Annotated in this window: 18 protein-coding genes and 2 tRNA genes; 16 read left to right on the forward strand and 4 right to left on the reverse strand. The window is 57.1% G+C overall.

What is annotated here, in order from left to right; genetic code table 11:
- Nucleotides 1-4: 4 nt before the first annotated feature.
- The 5 genes from ACR0MQ_RS05640 to ACR0MQ_RS05660 all read left to right on the forward strand — a co-directional run bounded on the left by ACR0MQ_RS05640 (nucleotide 5) and on the right by ACR0MQ_RS05660 (nucleotide 6,068).
- Nucleotides 5-1,054, forward strand: coding sequence for a quaternary amine ABC transporter ATP-binding protein (locus tag ACR0MQ_RS05640; protein WP_010441963.1), 1,050 nt, complete (start codon nucleotides 5-7; stop codon nucleotides 1,052-1,054).
- Nucleotides 1,051-3,114 (forward strand): ABC transporter permease, encoded by a 2,064-nt coding sequence (locus ACR0MQ_RS05645; protein WP_480606560.1) that lies wholly within the window; start codon nucleotides 1,051-1,053, stop codon nucleotides 3,112-3,114. The genes ACR0MQ_RS05640 and ACR0MQ_RS05645 overlap by 4 nt, the downstream gene beginning before the upstream one ends.
- Before the next feature lie 103 nt (nucleotides 3,115-3,217).
- The gene (locus ACR0MQ_RS05650; protein WP_480606563.1) at nucleotides 3,218-3,883 is read left to right on the forward strand and encodes an NnrU family protein; all 666 of its coding nucleotides are present in this window, start codon (nucleotides 3,218-3,220) and stop codon (nucleotides 3,881-3,883) included.
- Nucleotides 3,884-3,955: 72 nt separating this feature from the next.
- Nucleotides 3,956-4,480 (forward strand): DUF2478 domain-containing protein, encoded by a 525-nt coding sequence (locus ACR0MQ_RS05655; RefSeq protein WP_170773009.1) that lies wholly within the window; start codon nucleotides 3,956-3,958, stop codon nucleotides 4,478-4,480.
- A gap of 148 nt (nucleotides 4,481-4,628) precedes the next feature.
- Nucleotides 4,629-6,068, forward strand: coding sequence for an ArnT family glycosyltransferase (locus tag ACR0MQ_RS05660; protein WP_480606566.1), 1,440 nt, complete (start codon nucleotides 4,629-4,631; stop codon nucleotides 6,066-6,068).
- Nucleotides 6,069-6,154: 86 nt separating this feature from the next.
- Here the strand turns inward: ACR0MQ_RS05660 and ACR0MQ_RS05665 are convergent, their stop codons facing one another.
- A complete protein-coding gene (locus tag ACR0MQ_RS05665; RefSeq protein ID WP_480606569.1) occupies nucleotides 6,155-7,183 on the reverse strand; it encodes a LacI family DNA-binding transcriptional regulator in 1,029 nt (342 codons plus the stop codon).
- Nucleotides 7,184-7,314: 131 nt separating this feature from the next.
- Between ACR0MQ_RS05665 and ACR0MQ_RS05670 the strand changes: the two genes are divergently transcribed.
- The 11 genes from ACR0MQ_RS05670 to ACR0MQ_RS05720 all read left to right on the forward strand — a co-directional run bounded on the left by ACR0MQ_RS05670 (nucleotide 7,315) and on the right by ACR0MQ_RS05720 (nucleotide 16,347).
- Nucleotides 7,315-7,500: a hypothetical protein gene (locus tag ACR0MQ_RS05670; protein ID WP_010441969.1), complete on the forward strand. Its 186-nt coding sequence runs from the start codon at nucleotides 7,315-7,317 to the stop codon at nucleotides 7,498-7,500.
- A gap of 22 nt (nucleotides 7,501-7,522) precedes the next feature.
- Nucleotides 7,523-8,668 (forward strand): TRAP transporter substrate-binding protein, encoded by a 1,146-nt coding sequence (locus tag ACR0MQ_RS05675; RefSeq protein ID WP_170540842.1) that lies wholly within the window; start codon nucleotides 7,523-7,525, stop codon nucleotides 8,666-8,668.
- Between the two features lie 111 nt (nucleotides 8,669-8,779).
- Nucleotides 8,780-9,292, forward strand: a complete 513-nt coding sequence (locus ACR0MQ_RS05680) for a TRAP transporter small permease (RefSeq protein WP_170540839.1) — start codon at nucleotides 8,780-8,782, stop codon at nucleotides 9,290-9,292.
- An 11-nt stretch (nucleotides 9,293-9,303) separates the two neighbouring features.
- Nucleotides 9,304-10,632, forward strand: coding sequence for a TRAP transporter large permease (locus tag ACR0MQ_RS05685; protein ID WP_010441972.1), 1,329 nt, complete (start codon nucleotides 9,304-9,306; stop codon nucleotides 10,630-10,632).
- Nucleotides 10,633-10,644: 12 nt separating this feature from the next.
- Nucleotides 10,645-11,952: a histidinol dehydrogenase gene (hisD, locus tag ACR0MQ_RS05690; protein WP_010441973.1), complete on the forward strand. Its 1,308-nt coding sequence runs from the start codon at nucleotides 10,645-10,647 to the stop codon at nucleotides 11,950-11,952.
- Nucleotides 11,945-12,706 carry an SDR family NAD(P)-dependent oxidoreductase gene (locus tag ACR0MQ_RS05695; protein ID WP_010441974.1) on the forward strand — a complete coding sequence of 254 codons (762 nt, stop codon included), beginning with the start codon at nucleotides 11,945-11,947 and terminating at the stop codon, nucleotides 12,704-12,706. Before hisD ends, ACR0MQ_RS05695 begins: the two co-directional genes overlap by 8 nt.
- On the forward strand, nucleotides 12,703-13,683 hold the full coding sequence (locus ACR0MQ_RS05700; protein ID WP_480606574.1) for an alcohol dehydrogenase catalytic domain-containing protein: 981 nt from the start codon (nucleotides 12,703-12,705) through the stop codon (nucleotides 13,681-13,683). Before ACR0MQ_RS05695 ends, ACR0MQ_RS05700 begins: the two co-directional genes overlap by 4 nt.
- A gap of 30 nt (nucleotides 13,684-13,713) precedes the next feature.
- Entirely contained in the window at nucleotides 13,714-14,124 is a 411-nt protein-coding gene (locus ACR0MQ_RS05705; protein WP_010441976.1) for a universal stress protein, read from the forward strand.
- Nucleotides 14,125-14,183: 59 nt separating this feature from the next.
- A complete protein-coding gene (comD, locus tag ACR0MQ_RS05710; protein ID WP_170472438.1) occupies nucleotides 14,184-14,690 on the forward strand; it encodes a sulfopyruvate decarboxylase subunit alpha in 507 nt (168 codons plus the stop codon).
- Nucleotides 14,687-15,241, forward strand: coding sequence for a sulfopyruvate decarboxylase subunit beta (comE, locus tag ACR0MQ_RS05715; RefSeq protein ID WP_010441978.1), 555 nt, complete (start codon nucleotides 14,687-14,689; stop codon nucleotides 15,239-15,241). Before comD ends, comE begins: the two co-directional genes overlap by 4 nt.
- Complete coding sequence (locus tag ACR0MQ_RS05720) at nucleotides 15,241-16,347, forward strand: alpha-hydroxy acid oxidase (protein ID WP_480606579.1); 1,107 nt, start codon at nucleotides 15,241-15,243, stop codon at nucleotides 16,345-16,347. Before comE ends, ACR0MQ_RS05720 begins: the two co-directional genes overlap by 1 nt.
- Nucleotides 16,348-16,406: 59 nt before the next feature.
- Here the strand turns inward: ACR0MQ_RS05720 and ACR0MQ_RS05725 are convergent.
- From ACR0MQ_RS05725 to recJ, 3 genes are all read right to left on the reverse strand, one after another.
- Nucleotides 16,407-16,481, reverse strand: a tRNA-Glu gene (locus ACR0MQ_RS05725).
- Nucleotides 16,482-16,502: 21 nt separating this feature from the next.
- Nucleotides 16,503-16,577, reverse strand: a tRNA-Glu gene (locus ACR0MQ_RS05730).
- Between the two features lie 109 nt (nucleotides 16,578-16,686).
- Nucleotides 16,687-18,429 carry a single-stranded-DNA-specific exonuclease RecJ gene (gene recJ, locus ACR0MQ_RS05735; RefSeq protein ID WP_480606581.1) on the reverse strand — a complete coding sequence of 581 codons (1,743 nt, stop codon included), beginning with the start codon at nucleotides 18,427-18,429 and terminating at the stop codon, nucleotides 16,687-16,689.
- Between the last annotated feature and the right edge of the window lie 8 nt (nucleotides 18,430-18,437).

Genomic DNA, 18,437 nt, shown 5'->3' on the forward strand with positions numbered 1-18,437 from the left:
TTTAGTGACTGACGCCAATACGCCAGCCATTGCCTGCCAGAATCTCTGGCAGGTTTTTGGCCCCGGCGCTGAGAAAGCTCTGACCGACGCGCTGTCTCGGTCAGGGAATGACGCCGACAAAGCCGCAACTGATCTTCGGGAACACGGGTTTATTCCCGCTGTTCAAGACGCCAATTTCGAAGTTCGCGAAGGCGAGCTATTCGTCATCATGGGGCTTTCGGGTTCGGGCAAATCGACGCTGATCCGCTGCATCTCGCAACTGTTGCCTGGTACGGGCGGGGAAATCCGCGTGGATGGCGAGAACGTTATCGGTGCATCCAAGAAGGTGCTGACCGATCTTCGGCGCAAAAAGCTAGGCATGGTGTTCCAGCATTTCGGCTTGTTTCCACATATGACTGTGGCTGAAAACGTAGCATACCCGCTGCGGGTTCAGGGTGTGAGTAAAAAAGAACGTTTGGCGCGCGCGCAAGAAGTGATCTCTCTGGTCGGTCTGGAAGGGCGCGAAGACAGTTTCCCCCGGCAGCTTTCAGGCGGCCAACGCCAGCGTGTGGGGATCGCGCGCAGTCTTGCCGTGAATCCGGACATTTGGTTTTTGGACGAGCCGTTCTCGGCGCTCGACCCATTGATCCGCCGTCAGCTGCAGGATGAGTTCCTGCGTATTCAGGCGACGTTGAAAAAGTCGATCGTCTTTATCACTCATGATATCCAAGAGGCTCTGAAGCTGGCCGACCGCATCGCCATCATGCGCGATGGCAAGATCGTGCAGATCGGTACACCAACGGATATCGTGCTGCGCCCGGTGGACGACTATGTGCGCGAGTTCTCAAAGGATGTTGCCAAAGGCCAGCACGCCAAGGTCGCCTCGGTCATGCGCGATGATGGGGAACGTGGGCCAGATGATCCGGGCCTGACCACATCAATGACATTGGATGCAGCACTTGCGCATTGCATGGAGCTTTATGAACCCGTGCCCGTGCGCGATGCAGACGGCAATATTGTCGGCACCGTGCATCCGTCTGATTTGGCTGCAGCCTTGCAGGTGGATGAGACATGACCGCGGTGACGGACACTCCCGCGCAACAGGTTCGCCTGACAGCCGGGGCGCAAGCTGCGCTGATTACAGTGATCGTCGGCGCGGTCTGCCTTGCGCTGGAAGGCGTTGCCCCGTGGCTGGTCAAATGGCCCGCCGTGTGGGAATTGCCCGCAACTCAATGGGTTGGGGTATTTCTGGATTGGTTTCTGAACGGCATCAAACCGGCCATGCGGCTGTTTTCGGACCTGATGACCTATCCGATGAATGCTGCCAACTATGTGCTCGGGAACACCCCGTGGCCGATTCTGATCGGTATCGTCACCGCTCTGGGCTGGTATCTGGGCGGCTTGCCCATGGCGGCGCTGGGCTTTATCGGCCTCAGCTTCGTTCTGGCCTCAGGCTATTGGGCCGAGAGCATGAATACGCTCGCCCTCGTCGCCGTGTCGGTGCCCGTGGCGCTGATTATGGGCGGCGCGATCGGCATCCTCGCCAATGAGGTGCCGCGGGTGAAGTCATTCGTGCAGGCGGTGCTGGACATCATGCAAACGGTACCGACTTTTGCTTATCTGACGCCGCTGCTGCTGCTGTTTGGATTTGGTCCGGTGGTTGGCCTGATCGCCTCGGCCATCTATGCGGCACCGCCGATGGCGCGCAACGTGATGCTAGGGTTGGAACGGGTGGAATCCGAGATCAAGGAAGCCGCCATCATGTCCGGCGGCACCCGCCTGCAGCAACTATTTCAGGTCGAGATTCCGGCGGCCACCACGCAGATCATGGTCGGTGTGAACCAGTGCCTGATGGCGGCCCTGTCGATGGTGATCATCGCCGCCGTCATCGGTGGCTTCAACGACATCGGCTGGGAGGTTCTGCTGACCATGCGCAAGGCGCAGTTCGGCGAATCCCTGATGGCTGGTCTGGTCATCGTCGTCTTCGCTGTCGTGATCGACCGGATGAGCGGCACTCTGGCGACTGAGCGCAAGCGCTATGACAGCCGCGTTGTCTGGGCGATGCTGGGCTTTGCGGTGCTGTTCACCGCTGCCTTCTGGGCGTGGCTGCCGAAACCGTCCGAGCTAACCGTGCTGGACCCGATGGCCGGGGCCATCGACAGCGGCCTGACCGCGTTCACGCAAGCCAACGGGCCGTGGCTGGATGCGCTCAAGAACAACTCACTGTTCTATGTGCTGCTGCCGCTGCGGATCGGGCTGGATCAGGCGGTGCTGCCTTTCACTTGGGGATTCCAATGGACCCCCAACATGAGCTGGGGTCTCTTCGCCGCTGGGGCCACAATCGCGCTGCTGATGGCTTGGCGCGGTCACCTGACCGGAGGGCTGGTGGTTTTGATCCTGATCGGCATGCTGGAAACCGGCATCGCCAACCTGCCATGGCCCTTTGTACTGACCGGGGCTGCCGCACTGGGCTGGGTCGCAGGCGGCTGGCGTCTGGCGGCGTTGTCGGTGGGTCTGCTCTGCACCATCCTTGTCTCAGGCCTGTGGGAACGCGCCCTGTTGTCGCTCTATCTCAGCGGCGCTGCAGTGTTCTTCTGCGCCGTGCTTGGCGGTCTGATCGGGCTGGCCAGTGCGGTCTGGTCTCCGGTCTGGACCGTTGTGCGCCCGATCTGCGATATGCTGCAGACGATCCCGCTTTTCGTGTTCCTGATCCCGGTCCTGATGGTGTTCCAGATAGGAGAGTTCTCGGCTTTCCTTGCGATCTGTGCCTACGCGATTGTCCCGATGATCCGCTACACGCGGCACGGGCTGGTCAACACGCCCGAGGAAATGATGGAGGCCGCGATCTCCAGCGGCGCGACTGAGTGGCAGATCATGCGCGACGTCCGCGCGCCTTATGCTGCGCCCACCATCCTGCTGGGTTTGAACCAGACCATCCTTTATGCCTTTGCCATGTTGGTGATCGCCGCATTGATCGGCACCACCGGTCTGGGTCAGTCGATCTATCTGGCACTGGGGCAGGCTGATGTGGGGCTTGGCATCTCGGCTGGAGCGGCGATGGCCATTCTGGCCCTGATCGCCGATCGCATGGTGCAGGGCTTTGCCGAGGAACGCCGCAAGGCGCTGGGCCTCTAAGACAGGGCAGGGGCGGGCAACCGCCCCATGCCGAACTTGATTTCGGACAAAGACCCACACGTGATCACGACGTAATCCGGGTGCAACATGTTCGGAGATAAAAATGACCGGTTGGGGCTATTTCCTCGCAGCACTTGCCACCTTTCTGCTCAGCCACATGATTCCAGCGCGACCAGCCGTGCGAGGCTGGCTGATAGGCACACTCGGGCGCACAGGGTACTTTGCTGCCTACTCACTGATCTCGCTCGTGGTATTAGGCTGGCTGATCGTCGCCGCTGCCAATGCACCATATCTCGAGGTCATTCCGCCGCTCACTATCTTCCGCTGGGTGCCAGTGCTCGTTATGCCGATAGTCTGTTGGCTGGCCATTGCGGGCCTCTCGATCCAGAACCCATTTTCTTTTGGAGGATTAGGGCATCGTTCCTTTGATCCAGAATCCCCCGGCATCCTGCGCACTACGCGCCATCCGATCCTAGTGGCGCTGATGCTTTGGGCCGTTGCCCACCTACTGGCAAATGGCAGTCTGTCACATGTCATCCTGTTCGGATTGTTCGCGGGCTTCGCTGCGATGGGAATGGTTCTGATCGACCGCCGCACAGCCCGTTACATGGGGTCGGATTGGCATCGCCTGTCTCGAAATACCGCGCGTATCTCCTTGCGTGTGCCTCGTCCATGGCCACGCTTTTGGGTCTGGCTTGCCGCTTTCGCTGCCTACGCAGTTATCTTCCATATGCACGAAGCTGTGATCGGGCTCTCGCCGATGCCGTAAAACGGAGGAGTGGCCGAACCGCCCGGCCCGTGCTATCTGATCTGTCACCATTCGAAGTCTTGAGGTCTCCAAATGCATCTCGCCTATGTCACAACCACCGATCGCGGTGCCACCGATCGCCTGCTCAGCACTTTTGCCGAGGCGCTGACAGATGCGGGCACCGCGTTGTCGGGTGTGGTGCAAACCAACACCGAATGCGCCGAAGGTTACAAATGCGATATGGACCTTAAGGTGTTGCCGACCGGAGAAACCATTCGCATCTCGCAATCGCTGGGTAAAAATGCGCGTGGGTGTCGTCTGGACCCGGCCGAGTTGGAACGCGCTGTCGGATTGGTAACGCAATCTCTGGATAACGCTCCTCAGTTGCTGATTATCAACAAGTTCGGCAAGCATGAGGCCGACGGGCGCGGCTTTCGCCCTCTCATAGCGGACGCGTTGGGACGTGGGATACCGGTCCTGGTAGGGCTCAACAAACTGAATATAGAACGGTTTCAGGAGTTCGCGGGCGGGATGGCCGAAGCGCTCGAACCGGACCTCGGTTGCCTGACTGATTGGCTTGACGGTCTGAACCAGTCTGAAACGCAGCGCACAGCCTGATTGCCCATCATGGGCGGTCGTTAAACCGCATTCGACACGAGAATGTGAAAAAACTGGACATGTCTGACTGCATCGGGTCTAGCTTCGGCGAGGAAGCAATCCGGTAGTTCGACAGGATAGGGACGCACCGGTGGAATCGGGGCGTATCATGAGCCAATCCCAGACGGATCCTTACCAGCTATCCACCAATCCTGGGCGGATTCAGCAGTTGGCTGGAACTGACAGATTTTGGCTTTGGTTATATTGCGGTTACTTCTTGCTGCACGTTGTCATCCGGCTTGCAACGGGTGGCGCGCTTGGTCTGGACGAGGCCGAGATTTTGCTGGATGCCCGCGAACTTCAATGGGGTTACGGCCCCCAACTACCACTGTATGCATGGTTGCAATGGGCCGTTTTCCAGATCACCGGCCCAAGCATACTTGGGCTGTCGCTGCTGAAGAACGGGTTACTGTTGGCGACCGTCGTCACTCTTTATATGACTATTCGGACCCGACAAAATCCCGTAGTCGCAGGGGTGTCGGTGCTGTCGTTGTTGATGCTTTATCAATTCAGTTGGGAAGCGCAGCGCGCGCTGACGCACACAGTTCTCGCCAATCTCTGTTCTGCGCTGAGTTTCGCGGTGATCTGGGGATTGATCCGCAATCCCACGACCAAAGGCTATGCCCTGCTAGGCGTGGTGATGGCGGTGGGTGGGCTGTCCAAGTACAATTACGCTATTGCGCTCCTGGCTATGCTTCTGGCGGCGCTCAGCGCGCGAGAGACGCGTAAACCTTTCTTATCGCTGAGGTTGTTGTTGTCGGCCGGTATCGCTGCGGCTCTGATTGCTGCTCCGATCGTGTGGATTCTAAACCATTCGGCCCTTGCCTTTGACAGCGCGCGCAAACTCGACATGTCTAGCGATGGGCCCACCTTTTCGGCGGCCTTGCGCGGCGCAGCCGAGCTGTCGATGGCGGCGCTGGGTTTTGTGGCGCTGCTATCCCTGATTATGAGCATTCTCTGGTTGATCTACCGGCGGCAAGGGGCGCCCGGTGTCGCAGATGACCTATTGCGTTTTATGCTGCGGACGGTGTTTTGGGCTTTGGTCCTGATGGCGTTGATCGTGATCATCAGTGGCAGTACCAATATTAAGGATCGCTGGCTGCAACCCATCCTGATATTTGCAGGTCCAGCCATTATGCTGTGGCTTCTACCCAAGATTGGTCGAGCTGGAACCCGGCGCTTCTGCCATATCTCGGGCGGGCTAGCTGTGCTGATCGTCGTGGCCATGCTGCATCATAATCTTGCCGGAAATGCAAAGCGTGCGGCTCCGTTTGCTGCGCTTACCCCTCAGATACTGGACCAGACCCCGCCTGAGATCGTGATCGTTGCCCATAACTGGCTGGCTGGTAACATGGCCTATCTGGCCCCGGATCGATCAATTCACGGCGAACGCCGCGTGAGCGTATCTGCTCCGGCGCTCCGTGTTTGGGCTGCAGGTCGAAAAGCACCGAATGACATCAATCCGGCAGATGTTGTCACATTGGAAGCCCCTTATCGATTTGATTCTGGCGAATTGATGTCGCTGTCTTTCGCACCTGTGACCCGGTAGCGTTGGGCTGCAGCTCAATCGAAGATCAGGGCGCTCAACGGTCATCCCATGGTCTTGAATATACCGGACGCGCTTTGGCACGATCTCTAGGGCAAATCAGGTGGCCCAGCCAACGAGTGACGAACGACCATCCTAGTATCTATGCAGACTGATCGGCCTTCTGACCTACCTTCAACCATTTCTACAATTTCCTGTGCAGCCTTGCGCCCCATTTCGCGATGAGGGACGTGAACTGTCGTCAGGGACGGGCTTACAATTTCGGCCAACTCAATGTCATCAAATCCAGTTATCGAAAGCTGCTCTGGAACCTGAATGCCAAGGTTATGTGCTTCGCGCAGGGCCCCGGCGGCCAGAACGTCGTTGCCGCAAATCACTACCGTAGGCCTTGGGCTCAGGTTCATGAGTTTACGAAGGGCCTCAGCACCCTTTTCAATTTCGTATGTGGTTTCGATCAGCGTTAAGGTGTCAGGGTCGAGGCTGTTTTCCGTCATGGCCAGTCTGACACCCTCAACCCTACTTTGAGCCCGGTCATTGCCTTTCGTTATCCCCGAAATCATTGCAATCTGTCGGTGACCGGCCAAAATCACCTTTCGGGCCAGTTCTCCCATTGCTGCGGTATTGCTGAAACCGACCGAAGGGCGCTGCACCATTGGATCGTAAGACCAGGCAACCAACGAAGGAATCTGGTGCTGTTGGAGATATTTGTAGATCTCTGCATCTCGTGCATATCCAATCAGCAGCAACCCGTCTGCACCGCGCGCGACAAGAGTGCGAATTTGTTCTCGCTCGACTTCGGGATCATAGGCCGAGCTGGAGACCAAAAGCGTATATCCGCTTTCGCGAAGCTGGTCCTGAAATTCCTGCAGCCCGCGGGCGAAGATCGCGTTGTCCATTGTCGGGATTATCGCACCGATCGTAAAGCTGCGATTCGCTGCCATCACGCGGGCCGCGAAATTCGGTGTATAGCCCAGCGATTCGACTGCTTGCATCACACGCTTGCGCGTGGATTCGACCACTCTTTCCGGTGAGTTCAGGCATCGCGAGACTGTGGCGGTCGATACGCCCGCCGCCTTTGCGACGTCGTTAAGTGTCGGAGCTGAACGGGTTTTTCCCATACTGTGCCTGCATCTGATCTGACGCCCGTCTTATCACAAAAATGCCCATTTGCCATCTATTCATGTAAGCGCTTGCATTATCAATGTAAGCGCTTACAAATGTATTTGAGATAACGAACTGGGATTCCGTGATGTTCCTCTGGGCTGCTGCCGCTGTGTTTATCGTGTTCTTTGCCAATGTGGCCTTGGGCGCCTTTGGCGGTGGTGCGTTTCTGGGGGATGTCGGGGAAATGCTGGTTTTGTTTGCCGCCTCGATTTTGTTCGTGGTGGCCATTCTCAAGCAAGAGGCTGACCATAAAAACAAAAACGGCAGCTGACGGATTTCATGGGAGGAAGACAATGACGAATGGCAAGGATGGCCTCAAATCTGCTGAGCGCCGGAATTTTCTGAAACTGGCCTCAACCGGCTCGTTCACAGCGGCGCTTGTGGCTGGTGCGGGTGGCGTGTTGTGGTCATCAGAGGCGGCGGCGCAGACCGCCAAAGAAGAAAAAGAACGCGAAAAAGCGGCCGATCACGTAATGACTGTCGCCACAGCTTATGTTTTGGGTGCTTCGCGTAGCTATCCGATTATGCAATTGGATCTGAAAGAGAACATTCAGAACGCCACCAACGGCAAGGTATATGTCAAGCTTGCCCCAGGTGGCCAATTGGGTGCAGGCGGCGCACTGGTCCAGAAAGTTCAGGGTGGAACAATTCAGGCGGCCCAGCATTCGCTGTCAAACTTTGCGCCCTTTGCGTCAACCGTTGACCTGATCAACATGCCGTATCTCTGCGGCTCGAACCAGCGGTTCACAAACCTGGTGCATTCGGACACGTGGACCAATGAAGTTCACCCCAAAGTCGAAGCTGCTGGGTTCAAGGCCCTGTTCTACGTTGTCATCGATCCGCGTGTTGTCGCTGTGCGGCAGGGCGGGAACGCGATCATGACACCGTCTGATATGAGCGGTGTAAAATTCCGCGTGCCGGGATCAAAAATGTTGCAGCAATATTATCGGATGGTCGGTGCGAACCCGACACCGGTTGCCTGGGGTGAGACGCCATCGGCGATCAAACAGGGTGTTGCGGATGCGCTCGATCCATCGGTCGGAGCACTGTATGTCTTTGGATTCAAAGACATCCTCAGCAATGTCACCTTCACACAGGCGGTGCCTGACAGTCAGGTCTATTCCTGTAACCTTGAGTGGTTCAATTCCATGCCAGCCGACGTGCAGGAAGGGATCATGTGGGGTTCTGAAATGACCAGCCATCAGAATCTGTCCAAAGTTCCCTCAGCAAGGGCCTTTGCAATGGCCGAACTCAACAAGGCGGGCGTGCAATTCCATTCGCTGTCTGACGATCAATTGGCCGAGTGGCAAGATGCCGGTGGCTACCAGCGTTCGGAATGGGATCCTTTCAAGACCGAACTGGCGGGCTCGATGGAGAATTTCGAGAAACTGGTCGAAGCGGCTGGTACGCAGGGCAAATACTACGTCCACGACGCGTAATATAGTTGGGCGAGGGGCAAACGCCCTTCGCCTGCTTTTTCCCATTTAACCAGATGGCAGCGGTCCCTTTGGACCGGCAAAATTGAGCGCTGCCAGGGATCGGGGCTGGATATGACCTTATTGCAAAAGATCAACCGCGACGCCGAACGCTGGCTGCTACTGGTGTTCTACGTGATGCTTGTCATTACCATGGCGATCGAGGTGCTGCGGCGCGAGGTATTTGCCTTTTCCTCGATCTGGGGCGAGGAAATCGTTCGCTACTCTTTCATCTATCTCGCCTGGATCGGAGCGGCGGCAGCGGTCAAGGAACGTGCTCATATCCGTATCGACGTGCTCATGCACTACATGGGGCAGCGTCCAAAGGCGGTTCTGTATATATTCGGCGATCTTGTGATGCTGGGTGTGGCAGTCATCGCACTCTACTGGTCCTATGAAGCCGTCCATGTCTCCGCCAAATTCGGTTCGGTCACGGATGGGCTGCGGGTGTCCAAGGTTTGGTTTCTGATGGCAGTCCCCACCGGGTTTGCGCTGATGATATGGCGCCTCATTCAATCCTTGATGCGCGACTTTAAATCTCTTCGAGACGGCACACCCGTCTTCGAAGGCGACAAACTGTTTGACTGAGGAGAACTCGAATGCTTTGGAATTCCCTCAATCAAACGGTCGAGCTCGGCTGGGATTTTTATTTGCCCGTCATTCTGTTCGTTGGCCTGATCGCATTGGCCGTACCGGTATGGGCGGCGATCGGCACCGCCGCGATTGTCATGTTGGTCATGTCAGGGGATCTGCCGCTGAGCGCGGTTGGTGAAAGCCTGTTCACCGGAATAGACGCCTTTGCCTTAACAGCTGTCCCCCTTTTCATCCTGACCGGGGATGTTCTTGTAAGGACTGGGCTTAGTAAGAAATTCCTTGATGTCGCTGAAGCGCTGACCTGTTGGACGCGCGGAGGTTTCGGGTCAGCCACGGTGCTGGTTTGCGGGATGTTTGCCGCGATTTCGGGCTCTGATGCGGCGGGCGCTGCTGCGGTGGGGCGGATGACCATCGCACGCCTCGTCGAAAGCGGTTACCCGCGACCTTATGCCTGTGCGCTGGTGGCTGCGGGCGCCTGTACCGGCATCCTGATTCCACCTTCGATCGCCTACATCATCATCGGCCTCGTGTTGGGCATTTCAGCCTCGACCCTATTTCTTGCGGCGTTAATCCCCGGCCTAGCGATTTTGGTTTCGATCCTGATTACCAATATTATCATGAACCGGATCTATACCTATGAAACCGGGGGCAATATGGGACTGAGCGAATGGCTCGGTAACCTTGGTCATTCGCTAAAATCCGGTTGGTACGCCTTCATCGTGCCCGGGATTATCTTCTACGGAATTTTCTCTGGCCGCCTGACCCCGACAGAGGCCGGTGCGACCGCGGTTGTCGTCACCATCGTGATGGGCTTCATTTTGGGAACTCTGAAGCTATCCGACTTTCCTGCGATGCTGGTCAGTTCTGCCAAAGTGAACGGGGTAATCCTGCCAATCATCGCGTTCTCGGCCCCGCTGGCCGAAGCGCTGGCAATCATGGGAGTCCCTCAGGGGTTCGTGACGGCGGTGACTGGTTTGACTGATGATCCGATGCTGTTGATCCTGCTGATGATCTGTATTCTGATCGCCGCAGGCTGCGTCATGGAAACAACGCCCAATATTGTGATCCTGGCACCAATCCTGAAGCCACTGGCCGACAATATCGGAATGAATGAGATTCAGTTCTGCATCATGATGATCACCGCGCTGGGTGTGGGATTCATCACACCTCCGTTGGGATTGAACCTCTTTGTTGTCTCGGGCATCACGGGCGAGTCCATACTCAAGATTGCTGCCCGCGCCATACCCTTTGTGCTGACAATGTTGATTGTGGTGCTGTTGATTGCATATTTCCCACCGATCTCGACCACGCTGCTTCCCGATATCTATAAATAGGACTACCCGGTAATGACTCGCGAATATCTGAAAAAGGCAGATCTGACCCCAAAATCAGACGCGTCTGAGACCCACAAAATCGTGCAGGACATCCTGAACGATATCGAGAGTGGGGGTGACGCCAAAGCACTGGAATATGCCGCAAAGTTCGACAATTACGAGGGCAATGTACTTTTGACCCCGGAAGAGATCGAGGCGGCTTGCGCGCTTGTGCCGGAAAAGCTCAAGGCTGATATCCGCTTTTCGCACAATAATGTGCGCCGGTTCGCCGAGCTGCAGAAAAGCACAGTGCATGATGTGCAGATCGAAATATCACCGGGTTTTATTACGGGTCAAAAGGCGATCCCGGTGGATGCTGCCGGCTGCTATGTGCCGGGCGGCCGTTATAGTCATATCGCCAGCGCCATCATGACCGTGACAACGGCCAAGGTGGCGGGTTGCAAGCACATTACGGCCTGCTCACCACCGCACCCTGGGGTAGGGGTTGCGCCTGCTATCATCTATGCGGCGCACATTTGCGGTGCAGATAAAATCATGGCGATGGGGGGCGTTCAGGGGGTTGCGGCAATGACCTTTGGCCTATTCGGGCTGCCAAAGGCAAATATTCTTGTTGGCCCTGGCAACCAGTTTGTTGCCGAAGCCAAACGGATACTGTTTGGTCGCGTCGGTATCGATATGATCGCCGGACCGACCGACAGCCTGATCCTCGCCGATTCCACGGCGGACGCACATATTGTGGCCACCGACTTGGTGAGTCAGGCCGAACACGGTTACAACTCTCCGGTCTGGCTGGTGACCGACAACCGTTCATTAGCGGAAGAGGTCATGCGATTGGTGCCAGCCTATATCAACGACTTGCCAGAGGTGAATCGTGAGAATGCAGCCGCAGCCTGGCGCGATTATGCCGAGGTCATTCTGTGTGCGGATCGCGAGGAAATGGCAGCCTGTTCCGACGAATATGCGCCCGAGCATTTGACGGTTCAGGCTGATGATCTGGACTGGTGGCTGGATCGGCTGACTTGCTACGGTTCGTTATTTCTGGGTGAGGAAACTACGGTTTCCTACGGTGACAAAGCGGCGGGCACCAACCACGTGCTTCCGACTTCACGAGCGGCAAGCTACACTGGCGGCTTGTCGGTTCATAAATACATGAAGATCGTGACATGGCAGCGATCCACACGGGACGGCTCGAAGCCGGTCGCTGAAGCCACCGCCCGAATTGCGCGACTTGAGGGCATGGAGGGCCATGCGCGTGCTGCTGACGTTAGATTGGCGAAGTATTTCCCGGATGAAACCTTTGACCTGACCGCGAATGGCTGACCCACGCGCATTGTTTGACCTAACCGGACGAACCGTTTGCGTCACCGGTGCCAGTTCAGGGCTGGGAAGACAGGCGGCCATTACGCTTGCGGCGGCGGGGGCGCGGGTTGTGGCCGTGGCACGCAGGGCAGAAGCTTTGCAGAGCCTCTGTGCGGAAATTGGTGCGGACGCTGCCTATGTGCAGTCGGATGTGGCAAACCAAAGTCAGACAGAGGCATTGGTCGCAGAGATTTCGCGACCCTTCGGCGCCCCGGATATTCTGGTACATGCCGCCGGGATAAACACCCGGCAGCCAGCAGATGAGGTCACGGTTGCCGAATGGGATAGAACTCTGGCGCTGAACTTATCTGCTCCGTTTTTTCTGAGTCAGGCAATGGTGCCAGCAATGAGGCAGCGAGGTTGGGGACGAATTGTTAACTTCGCCTCGCTGCAATCCTTCCGCGCTTTCCCCGGTGGCATCGCCTATGGGGCAAGCAAGGGTGGGGTCGGTCAGCTGACCCGTGCGATGGCAGAGGCTTGGTCTGGCTTCGGGATCTCCGCAAACGCGATTGGGCCGGGGTTCTTTCCAACCGAGCTCACACAAGCTGTGTTCAGCGACGAGCATCGTGCAGCGGGCAATGCGGCGCAAACCTGCATTGGCCGCAATGGTCGGCTTGAAGACATCGACGGGCCGCTGCTGTTTCTGTGTTCTGAGGCATCTGCCTATGTCACGGGTCAAATCCTGATGGTTGACGGGGGGTTTACGGCGAAATGAAAGCCCTGGTTTACGAAGGTAATGAAACGCTCGGTTTCCACGATGTGCCCATGCCGGTCGCTCAGGTAGGAGAGCATCTGATCCGCATCCAAGCCTCTGGCATCTGCGGATCCGACATGCATGCCTATCTGGGGCATGACGCGCGCCGCCCTGCGCCCCTTATCCTGGGACATGAAGCGGCCGGTGTTGTTACCGGTGGGCCCCGCGATGGCCAACGTGTGACCATAAATCCTCTGGTCAACTGTGGTTCTTGCTCTGCTTGCGCGTCAGGTCGGGAAAACCTCTGTCCCAACCGCCAGATCATCTCGATGCCCCCGCGCGAAGGCGCGTTTGCTCAATTTGTGGCCATCCCGGATCGCAATTTGGTTCCGATACCGGATGACGTGCCCTTGGAAAAGGCTGCGTTGACGGAACCATTGGCAGTCAGTTGGCATGCTGTGCGTCTTGCACTGCAAGCGTTGCGTCCGGGAATGGACCGTCGCGCTCTGGTCATCGGTGGAGGGGCCATCGGACTTGCGGCGGCTCTTGCCTTGCGCGCAATGGGTGTGACTGACGTGATTGTTCAGGAACCCAATGCCGAGCGTCGGGCTTATCTGTCCGAGCGTTGCGGCCAGCAAACCATCGATGTGTTTCACGGCACTGTGCCACTGGTTGTAGATGCGGTCGGAATTGCAGCTACGCGCGCAACGGCATCTGCTGTTGCATTGCCGGGGGGGGTGATTGCACATGTTGGGCTAGGCGAGGATGCCGGAGGCTTAGATATCCGCCGCATGACTCTGCAGGAAATCACGTTCATCGGCACCTATACCTACACTGCACAGGATTTCCGAGATACCGCACGCGCGATCTTCGATGGTTGCCTCGGTCCGCTGGATTGGCCCGAGATGCGCCCTTTGTCTGACGGTGCTACTGCCTTTCAGGACCTGCGTTCTGGTTCGGTGGCTGCGCCCAAGATAATCCTCGATCCCTGGGCATAAGACACCTGCCCAAGAATAAGGAGAGCACAAATGTACGACAGAGTTCTGGTCCCCATGGCGCTGGATCACGGCGTTTCCGGCACAACCCTCACCGCCGCCAAAACCTTATGCAATCCGGGCGGACAGATCACCGCGCTGCATGTCTATGAGGCGCCACATAGTTCTGTCAGCGCGTATCTCGATGAGGAGGCCGTGCGCAGCGCGTGGGATAAAGCCCAGCAGAGGTTGGCAGAGAAAACGGCCGGCCATGGTGATGTGACAACCGAAATGGTCAAGGGACGTTCCTATCGCGCCATTCTTGAATTTGCTGAAAAACATGATGTGGATTGTATCGTTGTTGGCTCGCACAAACCGGGCCTCAGCGACTTTTTCCTTGGCAGCACCGCTGCGCGTGTGATCCGACACGCACCTTGTGCGGTTCATGTCTGTCGCACATCCTAGCTTTCAAACTGACACGCCAAATCGCGCAATGCGCCCTAAACAGGACAGATACTCCGGATATGGACATAGACAAAAAGATAACAGACGACCTGGTTGCGAACGATATCTCGTTTGTGACCACCGTTCCATGCAAGCAACTTGCAGGCGTAATCGAACATATCGATGCGCGAGATGGGATTTTCCATATCCCGTCGAACAAAGAAGACGAGGGCATGGGCCTGTGTGCCGGCGCATGGATGGGTGGAAAACGCCCAGCGATCATCATGCAGAATACGGCCATTGGTGTTACCATCAACACGCTGGCGACTTTGATTCAGTATTATAGGATGCCACTGCCTATGCTGATTTCATATCGCGGAGAGCTGCGTGAACCGATTGCATGTCAGGTCGAAATGGCCGTTCATACCAAGGCCCTTTTGGCTCAGCTCAACATACCGACCTATCATTTCCACCATCAGTCAGATGTCGAAGAACTGGACGCGATCCTGAAATATACGTTCATGTGCAATAAGCCGGTCGCGATCTTGACCGATGCCAATTTCTGGGGAGGCTACGGCGACCAATGATCCGTTCTGAAATTCTCAAGGAAATCGCTCCGATCCTGCGTGATCAACTGGTTGTCTGCAACATCGGCATTCCCAGTCAGGAACTGCACGCCATCGACGACCAACCGTCAAATTTTTATATGCTGGGAACCATGGGATTGGCCTCTTCAATCGGGTTGGGATTGGCGTTGTCGCAGCCCAAACCAGTGATCGTGATTGATGGTGATGGCTCGATCCTGACCAATCTGGGTACTTTGCCAACCATCGCGAATAATGTGGCGGACAACTACATCCTGTTGATTGTGGACAACGGTTCCTACGGGTCGACGGGGGACCAGCCGACTTATGCGGGTCAAAAAACCTCGCTTACAAAGATGGCCGAAGCCGCGGGATGTGAACGTGTGATTGAGTGCGCGGCCGAAGAAACAGGTCGTGTCCTGCAAGAGGCCCTGGATGCGAAACAGATGACCATCATTGTCAGCAAGTGCGAAAGCGGCAATGCCAAGATGCCACCGATTACAATGGACCCGGTGGTCATTCGTGACCGCTTCATGAAGGCCGTTCAGGCCTGATGGCCGCCAGCACCATTCATTCGGCCGAGGACGCGCGACGCCTAGCGCGTCGCAGGCTGCCTTGGATGGTGTTTGACTATATCGACGGCGCTGCCGGACAGGAATCCGGGGCGGCACGAAACCGTGCTGCCTTGGATGCCATTACTCTGCGTCCGCGTATCTTGAAGGATGTGAGCCAGCGATCGCTGTCGGCGCAGATTTTAGACCAACAATCAGATCGGCCTTTTGGGATTGCCCCGATGGGAATGTGCAACCTTTCAGCTCCTGGCGCTGATCTGATGCTGGCGCGTTTGGCAGCACACAACCGTGTGCCTCATGTCGTATCCACAGTTGCGTCTACCTCAATGGAAGAGATCATTGCCGAAGCCGAAGGCAATGCCTGGTTTCAGCTTTATTTCAGTGGAGAAGGCTCAGGCACGTTCAAACTGGTCGAGCGGGCGAAATTCGCAGGTTATGACGTTCTGGTTCTGACTGTAGATGTGCCCGAGGTTGGTCGGCGTCCACGCGAATTGCGCCATGGGTTCAAGATGCCGTTTCGTATCGGACCGCGCCAGTTCCTCGACTTTGCTCTGCACCCTCGGTGGTCGTTGACCACCTTGTTCAAGGGTCGCCCTGTGATGGCGAATTTCGATGCGGAAGGTTACGATTTTGACAGAACTGAAAGCCGCGCGCGTGCCGATTGGGATACGCTGAGCCGGTTACGCGATGCCTGGCCGGGAAAATTGGTGATAAAAGGCGTTTTGGATGTCGAAGATGCCCGAACACTTGTGTCGGCAGGGGTGGATGCAATTCAGGTCTCCAGCCATGGCGCAAGGCAGCTGGACTCTGCACCTGCACCCATCGAAAAGCTGCCAGAAATCCGTGATGCGCTTGGGCCGGACTTCCCGATTTTTTATGATAGCGGCATCAGATCCGGCGAAGATATCCTCAAGGCTCTGACAGTCGGAGCGGATTTTGTCTTTGTGGGACGAATACTGCAATATGCCATCGCCGCTGCCGGAGAGCCGGGTCTGGAACAACTTTGGGATGTTCTCAGCGACGAATTGAGCATTGTAATGGCGCAGACTGGGCTGACGACATTGGACGATGTCAGTCTGCGCGAATAGCGTTAGTGCGCGCTGGCTGTCCGGATCCAGCTTCCTAAAGCATTGAAAGTGTGTGGAAATGGTAGCCCGTAGGGGAATCGAACCCCTCTTTCCAGGTTGAAAACCTGGCGTCCTAACCGATAGACGAACGGGCCATTTAGACCAAACAAACGAAATGGTAGCCCGTAGGGGAATCGAACCCCTCTTTCCAGGTTGAAAACCTGGCGTCCTAACCGATAGACGAACGGGCCACGTTGGCTTGTGGAGGGCCTTTTACGGTTTACCTTCCCCCCCCGCAAGACGAAAAACGCAAGGCTACGAAACTTTTTTGACTGGTTGTACGGCGTGTTGAAAAAGGTGTCAGACGGCTTCTGCCGCATCCTCCAGTCGCAGTTGCACGCCCTGCCGACCGCCCCAGGAATTGACCTCAAGCCGACCTGCGAAATGGAAGCGGGCACCGCCATGATTTGAGAGGCGATCCCCCAGCGGACCATCGAACGCACCAAAGGCGATCGCATCCAGTCCTCCGGACATGCCATCCGATAGCGACAGTTTCAGATGTGTTTCGCCTACGCGTTTTGCAAAGCGCACCTGCAGATCGGGCAGAGCATAGCGTGGGGCAGGCGCACCGGCCCCGAACGGGCCTGCCTTTTCGATCTGCTCGATCAGGTCGACTGTTGCGGCGCCAGGCATCAGTGCCCCGTCCAGTTTCAGATCGGCAGGGCCTGCTTGCCCCGCACCCTGCTTGGCCAGGAGTTCCGACAGGCGCGCCATGGCGGGCTCTAACTGATCCCGCATCACCGTCAGACCTGCCGCCATCTTGTGTCCACCACCTTTGACCAACAACCCTTCGGCTGCCAGACGCTGGATCGACGCGCCCAGGTCAATGCCCGAGACGGAACGGCCCGACCCTTTGCCCTCATCTCCATCAAACCCGATCACGATCGCGGGCCGGTTTGCGGCCTCTTTCAGCCGCGATGCAACGATGCCTACGACACCGGGATGCCATCCCTCACCAGCAGCCCACACCAACGGTGCATCAAGCCCGCGTTCATCCGCCTGTGCCAGTGCTGCAGCGCGCACTGTGTTCTCGATCTCACGCCGTTCCGAGTTCAGGGCATCTAGTCGCTCGGATAGGGCTTCGGCTTCGGTCGCCGAGTCAGTGCTTAGCAACCGCGCGCCCAGATCAGCCTGCCCAATGCGCCCACCTGCATTCACGCGCGGCCCCAGCAAAAAACCTAGGTGATAGCTGTTGGGCGCAGTATCCATGCGGGCCACGTCCGACAACGCCACCAGCCCTGGCCGTTGCCGCTGGGCCATCACCTTCAGTCCTTGCCGCACCAAGGCCCGGTTGGCCTCAATCAGCGGCGCGACATCGGCCACCGTAGCCAGCGCCACAAGATCCAGCATGGCCATCAGATCCGGCCCTTTGGCGCCAGCCTCGCGGAGTTGGCGGCCCGCCTCGACCAGCATCAGAAACACCACCGCAGCCGCGCAGAAATAGCCCAGATCACCGCTTTCATCCTGCCGGTTCGGGTTCACCACTGCGACGCAATCCGGCAGGGTTTCTCCCCCCAAATGATGATCCAAAACGATTACATCTGCACCATTCGCCGCCGCGATAGGTTCATGGCTAAGTGTTCCGCAATCCACGCAAATGATCAGATCATGGCTAACTGCCAATTCCTGCATCGCCGGTACATTTGGTCCATAGCCCTCATCAATCCGGTCGGGCACATAGAGCGTTGCGGCTATTCCCATCTGGCGCAGCCACACCAGCAGTAGCGCAGCCGAACTGCCCCCATCCACATCATAATCGGCAAACACCGCGATATTTTGACGATTACGCACCGCTTCAAGAAACCGCGAAGCGGCAAGCTCCATGTCCTTCATCGAACGCGGATCAGGCAGCAGTTCTTTCAACTTTGGCTCCAGAAAGCCCGAGGCCTCCATCACCGGAACACCGCGTCGCGCCAGCACCTGACAAACGGCGCGCGGCAAATCGGTCTGCTGCGCCATCATCTCAGCTGACCGCTCGACCTCTATCCCCGGTCCAACCCAACGCCGACCGGTCAACGATTGCTCTACGCCCAGAAACGCCACATCTCACC

The sequence above is a fragment of the Ruegeria sp. AN6 genome (genome assembly GCF_056540425.1).